The sequence below is a fragment of the Actinomycetospora sp. CA-084318 genome (assembly GCF_050955885.1).
Taxonomy (GTDB): domain Bacteria; phylum Actinomycetota; class Actinomycetes; order Mycobacteriales; family Pseudonocardiaceae; genus Actinomycetospora.
The window spans coordinates 5322080-5338935 of the sequence record NZ_CP192098.1 but is presented as its reverse complement, the minus strand read 5'-3'; the positions used below and the strand labels follow the sequence as shown (position 1 = coordinate 5338935).

Sequence of the window (16856 nt, the reverse complement as noted above, 5' to 3'; positions counted from 1 at the left end):
CCGGAATCAGCCCTGCGGGCTCGGCGTCCGGTGCGGCCCGGTCGGACGGTCGTCCGGGCCCGTGACGTCGCCGGCCGGCTCGTCGTCGGGACCACGACGCGGCCGCGGCGGCCCGGCGGGGACACTGCGCTGCTCGGGCAGGGGTTCGGGCACGAACGCGTCGGCCCCGTCCGCCCCGGCCTCGCGGTCCTCGGCGTCCAGCTCCGCCAACGCCCGCGCGGCGGCCAGGCCGGCGGGCTCGTCCGGCCCGACCAGGGCGAGCACGCGGTCGTAGCCCGTCCGCGCCTCGTCGGTGCGGCCGCTGCGTCGGTCCAGGTGGGCGAGGTCCAGGGTGGCCTCGGCCTCCCGGCCCGTGTCGGCGGCCGTCCGCGCCGCGGCCACCGCCGCCCGCAGGCACCCGCGCTGGGCGTCGAAGCGGCCGGCGTCGCGCTCCAGGCCCGCCAGCAGCAGCCCGGCGTCGGAGGCGTCGCGCGGCGGCCCGTCCCGCACGACCAGTTCGAGGTGGCGGCGCCGCTCGGCCGGGTCCGCGTCGCGGTCGAGGCCGAGCCAGAAGGCCGCGCGTGACCGCAGCTCGCGCCGCGACCCGTCGTCGGGTGCGGCGGCGAGGACGGCGGCGAACCAGCGGCGGGCCTCCGCGGCCCGTCCGGCCTGCAGGGACGCGACGCCGAGCCGGTAGTACTCGGTGGCCGCGAGCGCGCGGGGCCCGTCCGCGACGGGCGGCGGGCGCAGCAGGGCGGCGGCGAGGTCGTCGAAGCCACGGGCCACGGCGAGCACGCCCACGGTGCGGCGGTCCTCGCGGTCGGCGGCGGTGCCGAGCAGGTCCCCGACCACCTCCCGCAGCCGCTCCGGGGGCTCCCACCCGTCCCGGTCGAGACGGTCGGCGGCCACCGTCAGCAGCGGGTCGGGGACGTGGTGCACGCCGTCGGGCAGACGCAGGCGACGCAGCGGGCGGGCGATCCCGCGCAGCCCGCGGCCGGTGGTGCCCGCCGCGACCAGGTCCTCCACGGCGCGCGTCAGGTCCTCGACGCCGGCGGTGGGCGCGTCGTCGGGCAGATCACGGGCGTAGGCGAGGGCGAGCCGGGCGAGCAGCGGCGTCGGGAGGGCGTGCGGGACGCCGAGCCGGGCCCAGTCCACGGCCGCCCGCAGCACGGCGGCGCGGGCCGGCGCCACCGCCCGTCGGCCGGGCCGGGCGAGCCGGGTCGCGGCGCCCCCGCGCCCGAGGAGCAGGTCGCGCGCCGGGGCGAGGTCGACGGCCGTCGCCGGCGCCCGCGAGCCCGCCCGCTCGAGCTCGGCCCGGCCGGGCCCGGAGCCGAGCCGGATGAGCGTGACCCCGGGCGCCGGCTCGGCCGCCGTCACGTCGGGGTGCAACAGGGCGTCGTCCACGGTGGCGAGCACCCGGGCGCCCTCCGGGGGGCGGGCGGCGAGCAGCGCGGCCAACAGGGCCGGTCCGATCCCGTCGAGCCAGATCACCAGCCCGTCGGCCGGGCGGTCGCGCAGGGCCTCGACCAGCGTCGGGTCGGCGGGGCCGGACAGCGGGGCGGACCCGCCGAGCGCGGCCGGGTCGGGGCGGACCACGCGGTGGTCGCCGAGGAGCAGGCGCGCCGCGCGGGCCAGGGAGAGGGTGGCGCCGCCGAGGCGGGGCGCGGCCACCACGACCACGGGGTCGTCGCCGCCCACGGCGGCCTCGATGCGGTGGTCGGCGTCGCGCTCGACGGGAGGTGCCGGCACCGGGGGATGGACGCCGAGGGCGACGAGGTCGAGCTCGCGCAGGCGGGGGAGCGGCCCGTCGTCGGGCTCAGCCCCCGAACGCCACCTCCCGGTCGCGGTCATCGCACTCCCACCCGTCGTCCTCGACACCCACACGGGTCGTCGACGAATGGGTGTTCTACCGGGCGCCGTGGCGGCGGGGAAGCCTCCTCGCGGCGTGGCCGCCGGAGTTCCGCCGGTCGGTCGACATGGCCGATCTCACCACGGCGGCCCGGCGGGGAGGGGCTATCGCGCGCGGGGGAGATCCATCGGGGTCACGCGCTGCACGGGGACGAGCGCGGCGACGAGGTGCCGGACGCGCGCGGCGTCGGAGAGGCGCTGCTCGCCCGCGGAGTCCCGGCCCACCTGCGCGGGGAGTCGGGGGGAACCGTAGTCAGCCATGCCCGGCTCGTCGTCGGCGGCGCCCACAACGTTTCAGCCCGGGCGGGCGAACCGCACCCGCGTCACCCGGACGCGCGGCGTGTCGGACCGGGGATCAGGCGGCGCGGCGGGGTAGGTGCAGCCGCACGATGCGGACCGTCACGTCGTGGAGCCCCTCGCCGTCGAGCGAGGACCGGAGCGAGTCGGCGGCGACGGCGGCGTCCGGACCGCCGTAGGGCCCGTGCGCGTCGACCTCGGCGGTCTGCGGATCGATCATGAGCACCACGTAGCCGTCGCAGTCGTCGAGCGCGGCCAGCGCCTCGACCCAGTCCGGCCCCTCGGTGCCGGCCTCCTCCCGGACCGGGCGCAGCGAGCGCTCGAGGTCGGTGCAGGGGTGGCTGGCGAACCGGTCGCCCATGACGTCCAGCTCCTTCCGTGCTACGGCCAGTGACTGGGTGGGTGACCCTCCGTGTTCCGAAGGGGTGTTGTTCCTGGCCTCGTCACCTGGAGTGACCCGGATCGGCAAGGTTCCTGACAGGAATCGGCTCGGATTCACTCGATCGTGGCAGCGGCGCGGCCGCGTCACCCGCCACCATCACCCTGACTACGCTCACGCCGTGGATCGGACCCAGGGCGCCCGGACGGTTCGCCGGGGTCCGCTCGCCCGGGAGCACGCCGAGCCGTTCGGCACCGCCGCGGTCGTGGTCATGCCCGATCGCGGCGTCGGTCCGCTGATCGCCCTCGTCCGTCGGCTCGCGCTCGCGATCGGGGCGCTCGCGGCCGCGGCGCTCATCGTCTACCTGCAGCGCGACGGCTACGTCGACAACAACACCGACGGACCGATCGGGCTGATCGACGCCTTCTACTACGCCACCGTCTCGCTCTCGACGACCGGCTACGGCGACATCGCCCCGGTCACGGACTCGGCGCGGCTGTGGACGATCCTCGCCATCACGCCGCTGCGCGTCCTGTTCCTCATCGTCCTGGTCGGCACCACCGTCGAGCTGCTCACCGAGCGCTCCCGCCAGGCGTTCCGCATCCGTCGTTGGAGGTCCCGCGTGCGCGACCACGTGGTCGTCGTCGGCTTCGGCACGAAGGGCAAGGCGGCGGTCGACACGCTGCTCGGCGACGACGCCCGCCCGGAGCGCATCGTCGTCGTCGACACCGACCGGGGCCGGCTGGACGCCGCCTCGGCGATGGGACTGGTGACGGTGCGCGGGGACGCCGCGCAGTCGTCGGTGCTGCGCACGGCCGGGCTGCCGCACGCGGCCTCGCTCATCGTCGCCACCAACCGCGACGACACGGCCGTGCTCGTCACCCTCACCGCCCGCGAGCTCGCACCGCGGATCACGATCACCGCCGCGGTCCGCGAGACCGAGAACGTGCACCTGCTGCGCCAGTCCGGCGCCGACTCGGTGGTGGTGTCGGCGGAGACGGCCGGGCGCCTGCTCGGGACCGCGACGACGAGCCCCAACGTCGTGGCGGTGGTCGAGGACCTCCTGACCCCGGACGCCGGCATGAGCCTCTCCGAGCGCGACGTCGAGGCCTCCGAGCTCGGCGGCTCGCCACGTCACCTGCGCGACATCGTGCTCGGCGTCGTGCGGGGCGGGGAGATCCACCAGATCGACTCGCCGGAGGTCGACGCCCTCGAGCGGGGCGACCGCCTCCTGTTCGTCAAGCGGGTCAGCCCCGCCAAGACCCCGAAGCCGTGAGGCGGCACTCCGGGCAGTCGGCCTGATCCGCCGTCAGGCCCGGCACCACCTGCTCCACCGGCGCCCCGCAACGCGCCCGCAGCCCGGTCGGGTCGCCGGCCTCGCCGAGGGTCACGTCGACGACGTGCCGGCGGCGGTCCTCGGTGCCCACGGCCACGAACGCCCGTTCGTGACGACGGGTCGGGTCGTCCGGGCGGCCGGGCGCGGCCGGGTCGGGGATGTCGTCGGGGAGCTCGTGCGGCGGCAGGTCGCCAGGGAACGGCGACCGCGGTCGGCGCGCGGGCATCGGGTCCATGCCCGACGTCGGGCGGGACGGGTCGGGGACGGTCATCGCGCCCTCCTCTCACCGGCCCCCACTGTCCCCGCGCGGGTCGGTGGGCGCCACCGCGTGTCGGCGGCGTGCCACCGCTGACACCGGGTGGGAGCCGTGGGGTCAGCGCCGCCGGGGCAGCGGGACCGCGGGCGCCCCGGACACCGGGGCCGCCTCGTCGTCGTGACCGCGGCGCTCCTGTTCGGGCAGCGAGCGCAGGCCCTCGAGCACCCGCGTCAGCACGTCGACGTCCGGGATCTCGGGGCGCTGCGGTGCACTCACACGGGTCACACTACGAGTTCCTCGCGCTCCGGACGAAACCGACGACCGGCCGACGGCGGGCAGCGGTCGACCGGACGCGACGAGCGCGCGGACCGGTCCCACGATCACGGACGGTGCGAACGGCGCTGCGCCGGTCGGGGCATCCGCGGTAACGCGCGCCGCCGGGCGCACGACACGGTCCACGTGACGCCGTGCCGCCGGCCGGGTCGGGGGACGAGGACACGAGGAATGGCATGAGCGTCGACGCACTGCTCCGAACCGGGGACGGCGAGCCCCCGGAGACCCCGGGTTCGCGACGGCGTCGGGGCCTGCGGGCGCTGGTGTACGTCCTCGTCGGGGTGCTGATCCTCGTGCTGCTGGCCGCCGCCGGGGTCGTGCTCGTGACCAACAAGCTCGGCGACCAGGTCGGCCGCTACCCGTCGGTGTTCGCCGGCATCGACCCGTCGTCGCGGCCCACGGCCAAGGCCGGCCAGACCTTCCTGCTCGTCGGCACCGACTCCCGCTCACCCGACGCCACCACCGGCCGCGACGCGACCGCCCCCGACTTCGTCTTCGGCGCCCAGCGCAGCGACGTGATCATGCTGGCCACGATCGCCGACGACGGCCGCAGCGCCAGCGTCGTCTCGATCCCGCGCGACTCGTGGGTCGACATCCCGGGCCGCGGCATGAACAAGATCAACGCGGCGTACTCGTTCGGCGGCCCGCCGCTGCTGATCAACACCGTCGAGCAGCTGACCCGGGTGCGCGTGGACCACTTCGCGGTCATCGACTTCGCCGGGTTCCAGCAGATGACCGACGCGGCCGGCGGGATCGACGTCAACGTCGGCATGACGACCGACTTCGGCGGCATCACGGTCCCGGCCGGGCGTCAGCACCTGAACGGCGCGCAGGCCCTCGCCTACGTCCGCCAGCGCAAGGAACTGCCGGGCGGGGACTTCGACCGGGTCCGCCGGCAGCAGAACGCGCTGCGGGCCCTCGTGTCCCAGGCCCTCTCGTCGGGCACGCTCTCCAGCCCGACCCGCGCCTACCAGCTGGTCGACACGGTGACCCAGCACGTCGGCGTGGACGACTCGCTGTCCAACACCGGCCTCGCCGAGCTGGTGTTCGGGCTGCGCGACCTGCGGGCCTCGAACATCGAGTTCCTCACGGTGCCGACCACCGGCACCGGCATGGAGGGCGCGCAGTCGGTGGTCTACCTCGACCGCCAGGCGGGCGACGACCTCTGGTTCGCGGTCAACAACGACCAGGTGACCCAGTGGGCGGCCGCACGACCGAGCGAGCGGCTCTCCGACACCCCACGATAGGTCGGGTGGGGCGAGCGCAGCGACGGCCGGCGGCTCCGGTCTGGGACGTCCTGGTCGTCGGAGGCGGTTCGGCCGGCTGCGCGCTGGCCGGGCGCCTCTCCGAGGATCCCGGGCGCCGGGTCCTGCTGCTCGAGGCCGGCCCGGCCCCCGCCGACGCCGGGTCGTACCCGGCCGAGGTGCTCGACGTCGCCTCCCTCGGGTGTGCGACCGAGGGGCACGCCCTGAACTGGGCGTTCGCCACGGAGCTCGCGGCGGGCCGGCGCGCGACGACCGCGCGCGGTCGTCTCCTGGGCGGGTCCTCGGCGATCAACGGCGCGAACCACGTCCGGGCCACCCCGGCCGACGTCGCCGGGTGGTACGGCTGGACCTGGGCCGACGCCCGGGACGCCTACGTCCGCGGCGAGGCCGACCACGACTTCGACGGTCCGGAGCACGGCCACGACGGCCCGGTGCCGGTCGAACGGCCCGCGGGGGAGCTGCTCGCCCGGCTCACCGGGCGGGTCCTGGCCGGTGCGGCGGCCCTCGGCGTCCCGCCGGAGCCGGACAAGAACGCCGGGGGACCACCCGGCGCCGGGCCCGTCCCGGCCAACGCGGTGCACGGCGTGCGGGTCAACGCGGCGATGGCGTACGTGCTGCCCGCGCTGCACCGCCCGAACCTGGCGGTGCGCGGCGACACCCCCGTGGCCCGCGTGCTCCTCGACGGCACCCGGGCGGTCGGCGTCGTCACCGCCGCGGGCGAGCGGATCGAGGCCGCCGAGGTCGTGCTCTCCGCCGGGGCCGTGAAGTCGCCGCAGCTCCTCGCCCTCTCCGGCCTCGGGCCGGCCGACGAGCTGCGGGCGGCGGGGGTCGAGGTCGTGCTCGACCGGCCGGGCGTCGGGCACGGGTGGAGCGACCACCCGTCGGTCTTCGTGCCCTTCGGCGACGACGAGGCGCTGCACCGGCGGGCGGTGTCCACCCAGGCCGTCGTGCACCTCGACGCCGCCGCGCTCGACCCGGCGCTGCCGTCCGACCCGGCGGGCGACCTCGAGGTGCTGCTGTTCGCGCGCCCGTTCGCGCCCGGCGCGGACCGGCACCTGATGTGCGCGCTGCAGCAGCCCGAGAGCCGCGGGGCCTCCGTCCTGGTGAGCGCCGACCCGGCCGCGGACCCGCGGCTCTCCCACCACTACCTGGCCTCGACGCTGGACCGGGCCCGCATGCGGGCCGTCGTGCGGTTCGCCGACGACCTGCTCGCCGCGAGCGGCCTGCCGGGCCGGACGGGCCGGGGGCGCTCCGACGCCGAGCTGGACGCGTGGATCGACGGGGCGCTCACCACCTCCTCGCACCTGTGCGGCAGCGCCGCGACCGGGCCCGCCGACGACCCGGCCGCCGTGGTCGACCCGGAGTTCCGCGTGCACGGGGTGACGGGGCTGCGGGTGGTCGACACCTCGGTGGTCCCGGTCGTCCCGCGCCGGGGGCCCGCCGCGACCGCGCTGATGCTCGGCGAGCGGGCCGCGGCCCTGCTGCGGGGGTGACGGCATCCCCTTCGTCCGGATCGTCCGCAGGTGGACGTCCGGTGACGCCCGGGTCACGTCACGGTTGCGACACGATGGGGTGATTCACGGCGTCACCGTGGCGCGGCGGGCGGAGGATGACCGGCGGCCGTGCTGCGGGGGGCGGGCCTGGTGAGGTCCGACGGGTGAAGGGCAGGCCGTGATGGCGCTGTGGGGTCGCAAGAACGAGAAGGTCCTCCGACTGTCCCGCCAGGAGCGCAAGGAGCTGCGGGCCCGCGCCCGCGAGGACGCCGAGCTGGCCGCCCGCATCCAGCGCGCCCAGCGTCGGCTCGCGCAGGCGACCGGGCCGCTGCCCGTCATCGAGCCGCGCGCCTCGCTCGACCAGCCGGCCCGCCGGTCCGAGATCGTCGACGGCTGACCCTCCTCGTCCGGGGACGCGCGCCGACTGCCACGCTGGGCGGGTGCGCCGGGTCGGGGTCCTGCTCGTCGGGGTCCTGGCGCTGCTCCTGGCCGCCTGCGGCGGCGACCCGGCGCCCGCGGCGCCGCCGGCGTTCGACCCGCCGACCGCCTTCGGCCCGTCGTCGGGAACCCTCCTGCGCGGCACCGCAGGCAGCCTCACCGGCTCCTACGGCGCCCGCCCCGAGCTGCCGGTCGCCCTCGACGGCACCACGATCTGGCTGGCCGACTCCGGCGGGCTCGCGCGCGCCGACTCCACGGGCGCCGCCGTCGCCGTTCCGCTCCCGCCGGACCGCTGGGTGAGCGGGGCGCCCCGCCCCGTCCCGACCGCGGGGCTCGTGCTGGCCGCCGCCGCGAGCACCGTCCCCGGTTCCGGCACCACCCCGCCCGGCCTGGCGCTCGAGCTGCTCGCGGTCCCGCGCAGCCAGGCCGGCGAGCCCGACCCGACGCTCGCCTTCACCGTCGCGGCTCCCCTGCCGTGGAGCGACGCGCCGCGCTCGGTGCGCACCACCGTCGCCGGCGTCGCCGCGGTGGGCGCCGGCCGCCGGGTCGCCGTGCTCACCGCGGCGACGAGCACCCGGCGCAGCAGCATCGCGGTCGACCTCGACGCCCGCCGCGTCCTGTGGGTGGCCGACGGGGTGCTCGCCGGGGCGGTCCTCGACGGGCGCGCCCCGGACGGCACCCCGCCGCCGGGGGCGACGCCGGTCGGCGACCCGGTGGTGGTCGGTGCGGCCGTGCCGCCCGGCGGCGGGGCGGGCTACTCGCCGTCGTCGGTCGTGGGCCTCGACCTCGCGAGCGGCGGTCGGCGCTGGAGCACCGACGACGGCTCGACCGCCCTGTCGGTCCACCGCGCCGGTCCCGGCACGGTCACGGTGGCGGGGCGGCGCCCGACCTCGGCCCGGGCCTTCCTCACCGTCTACGACGCCGCCGGGGGCGTCCGCAACGACGTCGACCTCGGTACGGCCACCGCCCCGCCCGAGTGCCGGTGGGACGAGGCGACGACCACCGTGTGCTCCGGGTCGAACCGGACCTTCGCGCTGGACGCCCCGACGGGCGCGCTCCTCTGGTCGCTGCCGGCGGGCGGACGGGTCGCGCCCGCGGTGACCACGGCCTGGCACGGCGCGGTGTACGGCACCACGGTGAACGGGCCGGTGGTGGTGGACGCCCGTACCGGACGGGACCGGAACCCGGCCCCGGGCGCGGCACCCGTCGTCGTGAACGCCTACCTCGGGGTGGGCGCCGGATCGGGCCTGCTGGGCGGCGTGGTGGTGACCCCCGCCATCGGGTAGCCGCCACGATGGCCGACTACGAGCACACCGCCCACCTCGAGACCGACCCCGACACCGCGTTCGCCTACCTCGCCGACGTGACCCACCTGCCGGAGTACTTCTCCGGCCTGGAGTCGGCGCGACCGACCGGGGGCGAGTCCGTCCACGTCGTCGCCGTGGTGGAGGGCGAGCGGTACGAGGGCGAGGCGTGGCTGCACAGCGACCCGGGGTCGCGCGCCCTGCGCTGGGGCGCCGACCGGCCCAGCGGCTACCACGGCGAGCTGTTCGTGCGCTCCGTCGGCGACACCGCCTCGTCGGTGACCGTCACCCTGCACACCGAGCAGGCCGACGGCCCGGGGATCGAGGCCGGCCTGGCGGGCACGCTGGCGCAGCTGAAGCAGAACCTGGACGGGCGGAGCACCGACCCGGTCGCATGACCGATCCACATGAGCAGCGTCACTCTGGCACACTGGGGTGATCCTGCTCACGTCAAGGGTCCGGTGATCATGCGCAACCCCCTCGCCGTCCTCGCACCCCGCCGCTTCGGTGCGGGTGCGCGGAACGACCTCGCCGACCCCGCGCTGCGGGTCCCCGCGCCCCGCCGGGTGCCGGGACCGGACGTCCTGGCGGGCGTCGAGTTCCTGCAGCACGGCTGCACCGGGGAGGGCGAGGACCACGCCCCCGAGGTGTCGGTGCGCGGGATCGACCCGCGCAACGACCGCGGACCGTCGGCCGCGTCGGTGCACCTCACGGCCCGTCCGGGCGCCCCGTGCCCGGACACGGTCGAGGAGCTGCTGGCCACGGCCGCGCCGGGCGACTTCCGCCTGCGCCGGCTCACCTTCGACGTCCGCCACCTCGACGAGGTGCTCGGGGCCCGTGGCGGTCGCACGCTGCTCGAGCAGCTCGTGGCGGCGCCGGCGGACCGGGTCACCAACGCCGTGTTCCGCGCGGCGGTCGACACCGACCCGGGCGGGGACCTGGACTGCGACGTCCGCGTCGTCGGCGAGGGGGACTCGGTCGCGGGCCGCTGCCGGACCGACCTCGGCCGTGCCCGGCTGACCGTGACGCCGCTGCTCACCGGGTCCGAGCGGCTCGCCCGTCGGCTGGCCGAGGCCCGGGCCCGGCCGCGCGACCGCGCCGTGCGCCGCTGCCTGGAGCACGCGCTGGCCTGCGACCTCACGGCCGTCCCGCTCGCCGCCCTGATCGGCGTGCACCCCGACGCGCCCGCCTGCGCGGTGCCGCTCACGCGCTGAGCGGCACCCGCCGTCGGGGCTCAGACGGTGTGGACGATGAGGACGTCCGTGCGGGACTTCCGCGACACGGCCTGCGGCACCGAGCCGAGGAAGCGTCCGGCGAAGCTCGCGAGGCCCTTGTTGCCGACCACGACGAGGTCGGCCTTGTAGAGCTCGGACTTCTCGACGATGGCCTCGGTCGGGTCGCCGTGCACCGCGACGGTGTCGACGTTGCGCGCCCCGGCGTGGATCGCCTCGTCGCGCGCGGCGCGCAGCGTCTCCTCGGCCGGGCTCGCGCCGATGATCTTGTAGGCCTCGTCGCCGAGCGCCCGCTCGGCCTCGGCCTGGTCGCGGTTCGACGAGGAGTCCCGCGTCTCGTACGCGCAGATGATCATCAGGCGGGCGCCGGAGTCGGCGGCCACCTCCGCGGCCCGCACGACGGCCTTGCGAGCGGACGACGAGCCGTCGGTCCCGACGGTCACGACCTTGTAGTCACCCATGTCCGCCCAGCCTCTCCTGGTCAGCGCGGTGGTCAGGTCGGCCACCCTAGTGACCGACCGGTAACGGGTGATCGCGACACCCCGGGGTCGCCACCCGGTCGAGGATCCGACAGACTGTCACCACCCGGACCGGCGTCTACCGCCGTCCGGGCCATCCGAAGACTCCAGAGGGGCAGGTGCGCGGGCCGATGGTCCTGGCGAGCGGCAGCTACTTCGTGCTGTCCCCCATCCCCCACGAGATCGTCGTGGGACTCGTGGTGTTCGCCGTGCTGTTCTTCGTGCTCAGCAAGGTGCTGCTGCCGAAGCTCGACGCGGTGTACGCCCAGCGGCACGACCGGATCGACGGCACCCTCGAGCGCGCCGAGCAGGCCCGCGCCGAGGCGCGCCGGGCCGACCAGGAGTACCGCACCCGGATCGGCGCGGCCCGCGAGGAGGCCGCCCGCATCCGCGACGCCGCCCGCGAGGAGGGGCGTCGCCACTCCGAGGAGGTGCTCGCGGCCGCCCGTGAGGAGTCCTCGCAGCTCGTCGCCGAGGGTCGCGGGGAGCTCGACGAGGAGCGCTCGCGTCTGCGCAGCGACCTCCAGCCCGACATCGCGCGGCTCTCGCGCGACCTCGCGGGGCGCATCCTCGGCCGGCAGGTCGGCGAGGACGAGTACCGCGACACCGTCGACTCCTACCTCGCGCAGCGCGCCTGAGGGCTCGACCGCACCACCAGCACGCTCACGGCACCGTCGGCCACCGGCCGGCGGTGCCGTCGTCGTTCCCGGGTCCCGACCCCGGGTCGGCGCAGTCGGATGGTCCGCTTCGTCCGTTTCCGATCACGGAATGGTCTCGATGCGGCCTCCGAGAGGGCGAAAAGGTCGTGATCCGGTAACGACGGCCACACATCCCAGCGATCCCCGGACAGAACCGTGCGGGGAGAGGGTGGACGTCGATGACGGGTCGTGGCTGGGTGCGCCGGGCGCTCCTGGGGGCGGTCATGATCGTGCTGGCGGGGCTGGGCTTCGCGGGAGTGGCGTCCGCCCAGGACACCGCGCCGGGGCCGCAGCCCTACGGCGGGCAGCTCGGGCAGATGGACCCGGGCGACGAGGTCTCCTCGGAACAGGTGCTGGAGGTCGGCATGCTGACCCTCGGCACCGTGAACGGCCTCGCGTTCGTCGCCGCCATGGTGGCCAGCCGGCTCCGCGGCCCGACGACCGCGCAGACCCGCCGCGCCCTGATCAACCGGACCGGGGCGGGCACCGTGTCCGAGTCGCGCCGTGCGCGGCGGGCCCGGTCCGTCACCCGGACCCCGCAGGTCGCGGCCGCCGGACCCGGGGCGCCGGTCGGCCCGGTCGGCCCGACCCCGGTGCCGCCGCACGCGCCCGACGGTGCGGTGCCGCAGCAGGGCGGTCCCGCGGCCCCGGAGGGCCTCGTGCCCGCCGCGCGCGGGGCCACGCCACCGCCGCGACCCGACGTGCCACGGTCGGTGCCGCTCTCGCCGCCGACCGGCGTGCGCAACCCGGTCCGCCGCTGAGGACGTCCGCCCGCGGCACCGGAGTCGGGCCTCTGCGGCGTGGCGGCCGTGCCCCGTGGGTCGGCCGCGGCGGATGTGGGGGCCTCGAGCGGCCCCGCACTAGGCCGAGCGGTGCACGTCGTTGCTCCCCATCGTCGGTGGCGGAGGCCACGACGGGAGTTACCCTCGGTCGGACCGGCTTGCCGGGCGCGACGACGCGCCCGCCCGGTCCCGCGCGGCCCGGCCGCGCCCCCACCATCGTCCCCCGAGGAGCGTCGTTGACCGGCACCGTGGCCGCCCGGCCCGACACCGAAGCCCCCGGTGCGGGTCTCTCCGCCCCCGTGCGGGAGGCCCGCGCCCGGCTGGAGCCGCCGATCGTCTCCGTGCCCGCCCCGCGCAGCGCCGAGGGCGTCGTGCCCCCACCAGCCCTCGCGTCGACGGACGACACCCCGTCCGACGAGCTGCTCACCGAGGTCGACGGGCTGACCGAGGCGCTCGAGGCCGTCGAGTCCGCCGGGGCGGACGCCCCGACCCACCGCGTGGTCTGCCGGATCGTCGAGCTCGTGGCCGAGGGGGTGCCGGAGGCCGGGTGGTCGGCCGACGAGGGCATCGACGTGGCGGTCCTGCGCGAGGCGTCCGACGCCGCCCGCGGGCTGCAGGAGCGGGCGGCCAAGCTGCTCGCCCGGCTCGACACCGAGGAGCGTCCCGGTCCCGCGGCGGCCATCGCCCCGCTCACGACGACGCTGCAGGTGGTCGTCGTGGTGGCCGACCTGGAGCAGTTCGCGCGCGCCCGCCGCTGAGGAACGCGCCCCCGAGGGCGTGACCTGGAACGCAGGACTCGCATCCGGGTCACCGTCCTGGGACGATCGCGCCATGAGCACGGTCACGGACGGGTCGCCGGAGGTCTTCCGGATGCTCTTCGTGTGCACCGGGAACATCTGCCGGTCCCCGTTCGCCCAGTTCCACACCCGGTTCCTGCTCGGTGCGCGCCTCGGTCCGTGGGCCCGGGCCTTCGCCGTCCACAGCGCCGGGACCTCGGCCGTCCGCGGCCACGGGATGCACGACGACTCCCGGGCACAGCTGACCACGCGCCGCGACCATCCCGACGTCGCCGCCTTCGCCGCGCGCCAGCTGCCCGACCGGGACGTGCTGCTCGCCGATCTCGTGCTGACGATGACCCGGGAGCACCGCTCGACCGTGCTCGGCGACGTGCCGAAGGCCCTCCCGACGACGTTCACCCTGCGCGAGTTCGCGCGCCTGCTCCGCGCGGCCGATCCGGCCGACGTCGCCGCCCTCCCGCGCCACCCGGTCCGGCGCGCGCACGCGCTCGTCGACCTCGCCCGCAACGCCCGGGGCACGGTGCCCGCCGTCTCGGCCGAGGAGGACGCGGTCCCCGACCCCGTCTCCGGCGGACCCGAGGCGCACGAGGCCGCGGCCCGCGTCATCGACGAGTCGCTGCGCGTCGTCCTCGACCTGCTGGTGCCGCCGCCCCCGCCGCGCCCGGTCCCGCCGCGCCCGGTCCCGCCCGGCGCCGCCCACCCGCGGCCGACGCCCGGCCCCGGCGGCCGGCCGCCGCAGGGCGGGCCGCCCGGCCCGGGCCCCGGTCCCGTCGGCCCGCCCGCTCCCGGCCCCGCGGCCCGGCCGGGGACGCCGGTGTCGCCGCCCGCGCCGGTCCAGCGGTCCCCGCAGGAGGCCGAGGCGCCGGCCCGCCGCAGCGACGCCGACGACCTCGTCCCCGAGCGCTCCTGAGGCCCGCGGGCTGCTCCGAAGGGGTGGCCTGGGGTGATGCTCGATGTCGGTCCGGCCACGGCGTGCAACATCCGGGGCCGCTGCGGCGATGACCGGTGCGTCCCGTAGGTCCGTGGCACCCGCCACGGCCCGGGGTGACCAGGGAGCGCGGATGGACGGGCGTGCAGCGGGACCGGACCTCCCGGTCTGGCGTGTCCTGCCGGCCCTCGCCCTCGCGGCGCTCGCCGACGCCCGGTGCGCGTCGCTCGCCCCGGCGACCTCCCCGGCCGCCGCGCCCGACCCCGTCGCCGCGGCCCGGCTCGCTCGGGGGGTGGCCGACCTGACCGCGGCGCTCGGGGACGTCCGACCGTGCGACGGCGGCCCGACGGCGGCCCCCGACCCGCACCGGGCGCTGGCCGCCACCGCCGAGGTCACCGCGCTGCTCGCCGAGGCCGCGCGGCACGTGGCGTGGACGGCCGGGTTCGCCGGTCAGGAGCAGGCGGCCGAGGTGGCCGACGCGATCATGACGACGGCGTGGGCGCTGCGGGTCCTCGCCGAACTCGGGCTGCGCGTCGTCCCGGCGCCCGACGCCGGGGAACCCGCGCCCGGTCGGGATCCTGCGCCCTGACGAGCAGGGCCCGCCACACCGCGGCGGCCTCGAGGTCGCCGCGGGTCACCGGCAGTCCCGACGCGTCCGCGACCGCGTCCACGAAGGTCGCCCCCGGCTCGACCGCCCCGGGCGGACGCACCACGTGCACCCGGAGGCGTTCGCCGCCCACGGTCACGCGGATGCCCCCGCGACCCCGCCACGGCAGGCCCACGTCGAGGTCCGGGGTGTCGAGGGCCTCGTCGAACACGACCCCGCGGCTGGACAGGAAGCTGAGCCGCCCGTGGGCCAGACGCAGGATGCCGGGCACGTGCGTGACCTCGCGGACGATCCACGCCGGCCCGATGCACCCGGGCTCGTCGACCGCGGCGACGGCGTCCGGCTCGGGGCCGCGCGGGTGCGGCAGGGCCACGGGGACGCGCGAGGCGGGGTGGGTCACGACCGGGTGGGCGCGGGACACGGACGGGTGCACGGGTGTGCCTCCCTCCGCGACGCGGGTGCCGGGGCGCAGTGTGGCGGCCGGGCCCGACGGGTGTCCATCCATCGACCACTCAACGCCCGACCAGGGGGTGTCGTCATGCTCCGCTCGGGGGAGGGTGGTGCGGCAACGGGGTGGACCTCGACCTCGGACCCTTCAGCGACGAGGCCGTACGTCCGAACGGGTGGCGGTCCGGGCACGATCCGAACAAAGCTCTCCCTGTGGTCACGCTGCGCTGGCATCATCCCGCGCATGAGTGGAGAAGGTGCTCCGTACGGAGCCAGGCCGTCGGACGGCCAGGGCGGTGCGGGGGGCTACGGCCCTCCGGGTGACTACTCGGCGCAGTCGGCGTCGGCGACCGGTCCGGGCACGGGCGGTCAGCCCGCCTACGGTCCGCCGTCGTCGGGCGGATACGCCCAGCCGGGCTACGGCGCACCCCAGCAGGGGTACGGCGCGCCCGCGTCGGGCTACGGCGCCCCGCAGGGCCACGGCGGTCAGCCGGGCTACGGGCAGCAGGACTACGGGCAGCAGGGCTACGCCGCCCCGCAGCCGGGCTACGGGCAGCAGGCGTACGGGCAGCAGGCGTACGGGCAGCAGGGCTACGGGCAGCAGGGCTACGGGCAGCCCGGTGCCGGGGTCGCTCCCGGTGCGCCCGGCTCGGTCGAGGTCGTCGGCCTGCGGGTGGGCCAGTACCTGCTCGACGCGGTCTGCATCGTCGTGCCGCTGCTCGTCGTGGCGGTCGTCGGTGGGTTCCTGGGCGCGATGATCGACGGCGGGGTCGGCTTCGTGAGCCTGCTCGTCAACCTCGTGGTGTGGGTGATCGCGGTCGGCGGCTCCTTCGGGGTGTACGCCTGGTGGCCCTCGACGCACGGCGGGCAGACCCCGGCCATGGGCTGGCTCGGTCTGCGGATCGTGCGCGAGGCCGACGGCGGCGTGCCCTCCCTCGGCGAGTGCGCGCTGCGCTGGGTGCTCCTGATCGTCGACGGCGCGTTCGCCGGGATCGTCGGCCTCATCATCATGTCCACCTCGCAGCGCAAGCAGCGCCTGGGCGACATGGCGGCCCACACCCTGGTCGTCAAGGCCTGACGGCCGGCCCACGCGGACGGCGTGCCCACTCCGTCGTCCGCGTGGGTCCCGGCGTTCCCGATCCCTCCGGGGCGCCGGTGGGTGATCCGGTGCGCCCGAACAGGCGATATCGGTCCCGTCACCCCGGCGTGGCGAAACGGACACGGCGCGCCCGACGACGACGGGGACACGAGAGCGCAGCTGGCCTCTCGGGAGACTTCAGGAGAGCGGCATGGATGCCGGACGAACGGATGCGGACCATCGGGGCGGGTACGCGCGCTGGGTGACCTGGATCGACGGGTTCCGCCACGGCGACGACCGCGGGCTCGGGTCCCTCCCGCCCATCGACGGCCGCATGGGCACCTACGTCGAGGCTCGGCTCGTCGAGCGGCTGTCGGTCGCCTTCAGCGAGCGGGTCCGGGCCTGGCAGACCGCCCTCGGCGCGCGGATCGTGGCCGCGCCGCCGGTCGACGAGGCCGAGGTGGCCGCGGTCCTGCGGGACGCCGCCCCGGGGCTGGAGCCGCTCGCGCGGGTCGCCGCGTCGGACCGCGTGCCGCGCCCGATGGCCGCCGCGATGCACGAGCTCCTCGCCCACACCCGGGCCGGTGCCCGGGACGCCGTCCGGGAGAGCGCCCGGCGGCTGCGGGAGCCCGAGCTCCAGCCGCGTCTGCAGCGCGCCGCGCGCCGCGCGCCGGCCGCCGAGGCGCCGGCCCCGGTCGTCCCCGCCCCGCGGGACCCGGGCGCGCTCGGGTCGGTCCGGCCGGTGCGCTCCGGGATGCAGCGGGTCCGCTGAGCCCACCCC

General features: G+C 77.1%; 21 protein-coding genes. 14 read left to right on the top strand and 7 right to left on the bottom strand.

Annotated elements, in window-relative coordinates; translation table 11 throughout:
- Window positions 1–6: 6 nt before the first annotated feature.
- From ACQPYX_RS26030 to ACQPYX_RS26020, 3 genes are all read right to left on the bottom strand, one after another.
- On the bottom strand, window positions 7–1830 hold the full coding sequence (locus tag ACQPYX_RS26030; protein ID WP_433800183.1) for a hypothetical protein: 1824 nt from the start codon (window positions 1828–1830) through the stop codon (window positions 7–9).
- 162 nt (window positions 1831–1992) lie between these two features.
- Window positions 1993–2148 (bottom strand): hypothetical protein, encoded by a 156-nt coding sequence (locus ACQPYX_RS26025; protein ID WP_433800182.1) that lies wholly within the window; start codon window positions 2146–2148, stop codon window positions 1993–1995.
- Between the two features lie 94 nt (window positions 2149–2242).
- On the bottom strand, window positions 2243–2545 hold the full coding sequence (locus ACQPYX_RS26020) for a hypothetical protein (protein ID WP_433800181.1): 303 nt from the start codon (window positions 2543–2545) through the stop codon (window positions 2243–2245).
- 199 nt (window positions 2546–2744) lie between these two features.
- Here ACQPYX_RS26020 and ACQPYX_RS26015 point away from each other — a divergent pair, with 199 nt between their 5' ends.
- On the top strand, window positions 2745–3839 hold the full coding sequence (locus ACQPYX_RS26015) for a potassium channel family protein (RefSeq protein WP_433800180.1): 1095 nt from the start codon (window positions 2745–2747) through the stop codon (window positions 3837–3839).
- On the opposite strand, the gene ACQPYX_RS26010 is transcribed toward ACQPYX_RS26015, so the two are convergent.
- The gene (locus ACQPYX_RS26010) at window positions 3811–4170 is read right to left on the bottom strand and encodes a hypothetical protein (RefSeq protein WP_433800179.1); all 360 of its coding nucleotides are present in this window, start codon (window positions 4168–4170) and stop codon (window positions 3811–3813) included. The two genes, ACQPYX_RS26015 and ACQPYX_RS26010, sit on opposite strands and share 29 nt — an antisense overlap.
- A 102-nt stretch (window positions 4171–4272) precedes the next feature.
- Window positions 4273–4431 carry a hypothetical protein gene (locus tag ACQPYX_RS26005; RefSeq protein ID WP_433800178.1) on the bottom strand — a complete coding sequence of 53 codons (159 nt, stop codon included), beginning with the start codon at window positions 4429–4431 and terminating at the stop codon, window positions 4273–4275.
- A 233-nt stretch (window positions 4432–4664) separates the two neighbouring features.
- Here ACQPYX_RS26005 and ACQPYX_RS26000 point away from each other — a divergent pair, with 233 nt between their 5' ends.
- From ACQPYX_RS26000 to ACQPYX_RS25975, 6 genes are all read left to right on the top strand, one after another.
- Complete coding sequence (locus ACQPYX_RS26000; protein ID WP_433800177.1) at window positions 4665–5735, top strand: LCP family protein; 1071 nt, start codon at window positions 4665–4667, stop codon at window positions 5733–5735.
- A gap of 5 nt (window positions 5736–5740) precedes the next feature.
- Window positions 5741–7246 (top strand): mycofactocin dehydrogenase MftG, encoded by a 1506-nt coding sequence (mftG, locus tag ACQPYX_RS25995; protein ID WP_433800176.1) that lies wholly within the window; start codon window positions 5741–5743, stop codon window positions 7244–7246.
- Window positions 7247–7427: 181 nt separating this feature from the next.
- Window positions 7428–7643 (top strand): hypothetical protein, encoded by a 216-nt coding sequence (locus ACQPYX_RS25990; protein WP_230757982.1) that lies wholly within the window; start codon window positions 7428–7430, stop codon window positions 7641–7643.
- Between the two features lie 43 nt (window positions 7644–7686).
- Entirely contained in the window at window positions 7687–8970 is a 1284-nt protein-coding gene (locus ACQPYX_RS25985; RefSeq protein WP_433800175.1) for a hypothetical protein, read from the top strand.
- An 8-nt stretch (window positions 8971–8978) separates the two neighbouring features.
- On the top strand, window positions 8979–9386 hold the full coding sequence (locus tag ACQPYX_RS25980) for an SRPBCC family protein (protein ID WP_433800174.1): 408 nt from the start codon (window positions 8979–8981) through the stop codon (window positions 9384–9386).
- Window positions 9387–9455: 69 nt separating this feature from the next.
- Window positions 9456–10202, top strand: a complete 747-nt coding sequence (locus ACQPYX_RS25975) for a hypothetical protein (protein ID WP_433800173.1) — start codon at window positions 9456–9458, stop codon at window positions 10200–10202.
- A 20-nt stretch (window positions 10203–10222) separates the two neighbouring features.
- Here the strand turns inward: ACQPYX_RS25975 and ACQPYX_RS25970 are convergent, their stop codons facing one another.
- On the bottom strand, window positions 10223–10726 hold the full coding sequence (locus ACQPYX_RS25970) for a universal stress protein (protein ID WP_433800172.1): 504 nt from the start codon (window positions 10724–10726) through the stop codon (window positions 10223–10225).
- 143 nt (window positions 10727–10869) lie between these two features.
- On the opposite strand from ACQPYX_RS25970, the gene atpF reads away from it, so the two are divergent.
- The 5 genes from atpF to ACQPYX_RS25945 all read left to right on the top strand — a co-directional run bounded on the left by atpF (window position 10870) and on the right by ACQPYX_RS25945 (window position 14532).
- Window positions 10870–11376: a F0F1 ATP synthase subunit B gene (gene atpF / locus ACQPYX_RS25965; RefSeq protein ID WP_433800171.1), complete on the top strand. Its 507-nt coding sequence runs from the start codon at window positions 10870–10872 to the stop codon at window positions 11374–11376.
- Window positions 11377–11615: 239 nt separating this feature from the next.
- Complete coding sequence (locus ACQPYX_RS25960; protein ID WP_433800170.1) at window positions 11616–12197, top strand: hypothetical protein; 582 nt, start codon at window positions 11616–11618, stop codon at window positions 12195–12197.
- Between the two features lie 257 nt (window positions 12198–12454).
- On the top strand, window positions 12455–12976 hold the full coding sequence (locus ACQPYX_RS25955) for a hypothetical protein (protein ID WP_433800169.1): 522 nt from the start codon (window positions 12455–12457) through the stop codon (window positions 12974–12976).
- A gap of 73 nt (window positions 12977–13049) precedes the next feature.
- On the top strand, window positions 13050–13925 hold the full coding sequence (locus ACQPYX_RS25950; RefSeq protein ID WP_433800168.1) for a hypothetical protein: 876 nt from the start codon (window positions 13050–13052) through the stop codon (window positions 13923–13925).
- A gap of 151 nt (window positions 13926–14076) precedes the next feature.
- Complete coding sequence (locus ACQPYX_RS25945) at window positions 14077–14532, top strand: hypothetical protein (RefSeq protein ID WP_433800167.1); 456 nt, start codon at window positions 14077–14079, stop codon at window positions 14530–14532.
- Here ACQPYX_RS25945 and ACQPYX_RS25940 read toward each other — a convergent pair.
- A complete protein-coding gene (locus ACQPYX_RS25940) occupies window positions 14426–14983 on the bottom strand; it encodes a hypothetical protein (protein ID WP_433800166.1) in 558 nt (185 codons plus the stop codon). The two genes, ACQPYX_RS25945 and ACQPYX_RS25940, sit on opposite strands and share 107 nt — an antisense overlap.
- 258 nt (window positions 14984–15241) lie before the next feature.
- Between ACQPYX_RS25940 and ACQPYX_RS25935 the strand changes: the two genes are divergently transcribed.
- Both ACQPYX_RS25935 and ACQPYX_RS25930 read left to right on the top strand, forming a co-directional pair.
- Window positions 15242–16075 (top strand): RDD family protein, encoded by an 834-nt coding sequence (locus ACQPYX_RS25935; RefSeq protein WP_433800165.1) that lies wholly within the window; start codon window positions 15242–15244, stop codon window positions 16073–16075.
- A gap of 211 nt (window positions 16076–16286) precedes the next feature.
- Window positions 16287–16847 carry a hypothetical protein gene (locus ACQPYX_RS25930; RefSeq protein ID WP_433800164.1) on the top strand — a complete coding sequence of 187 codons (561 nt, stop codon included), beginning with the start codon at window positions 16287–16289 and terminating at the stop codon, window positions 16845–16847.
- Window positions 16848–16856 lie beyond the last annotated feature (9 nt).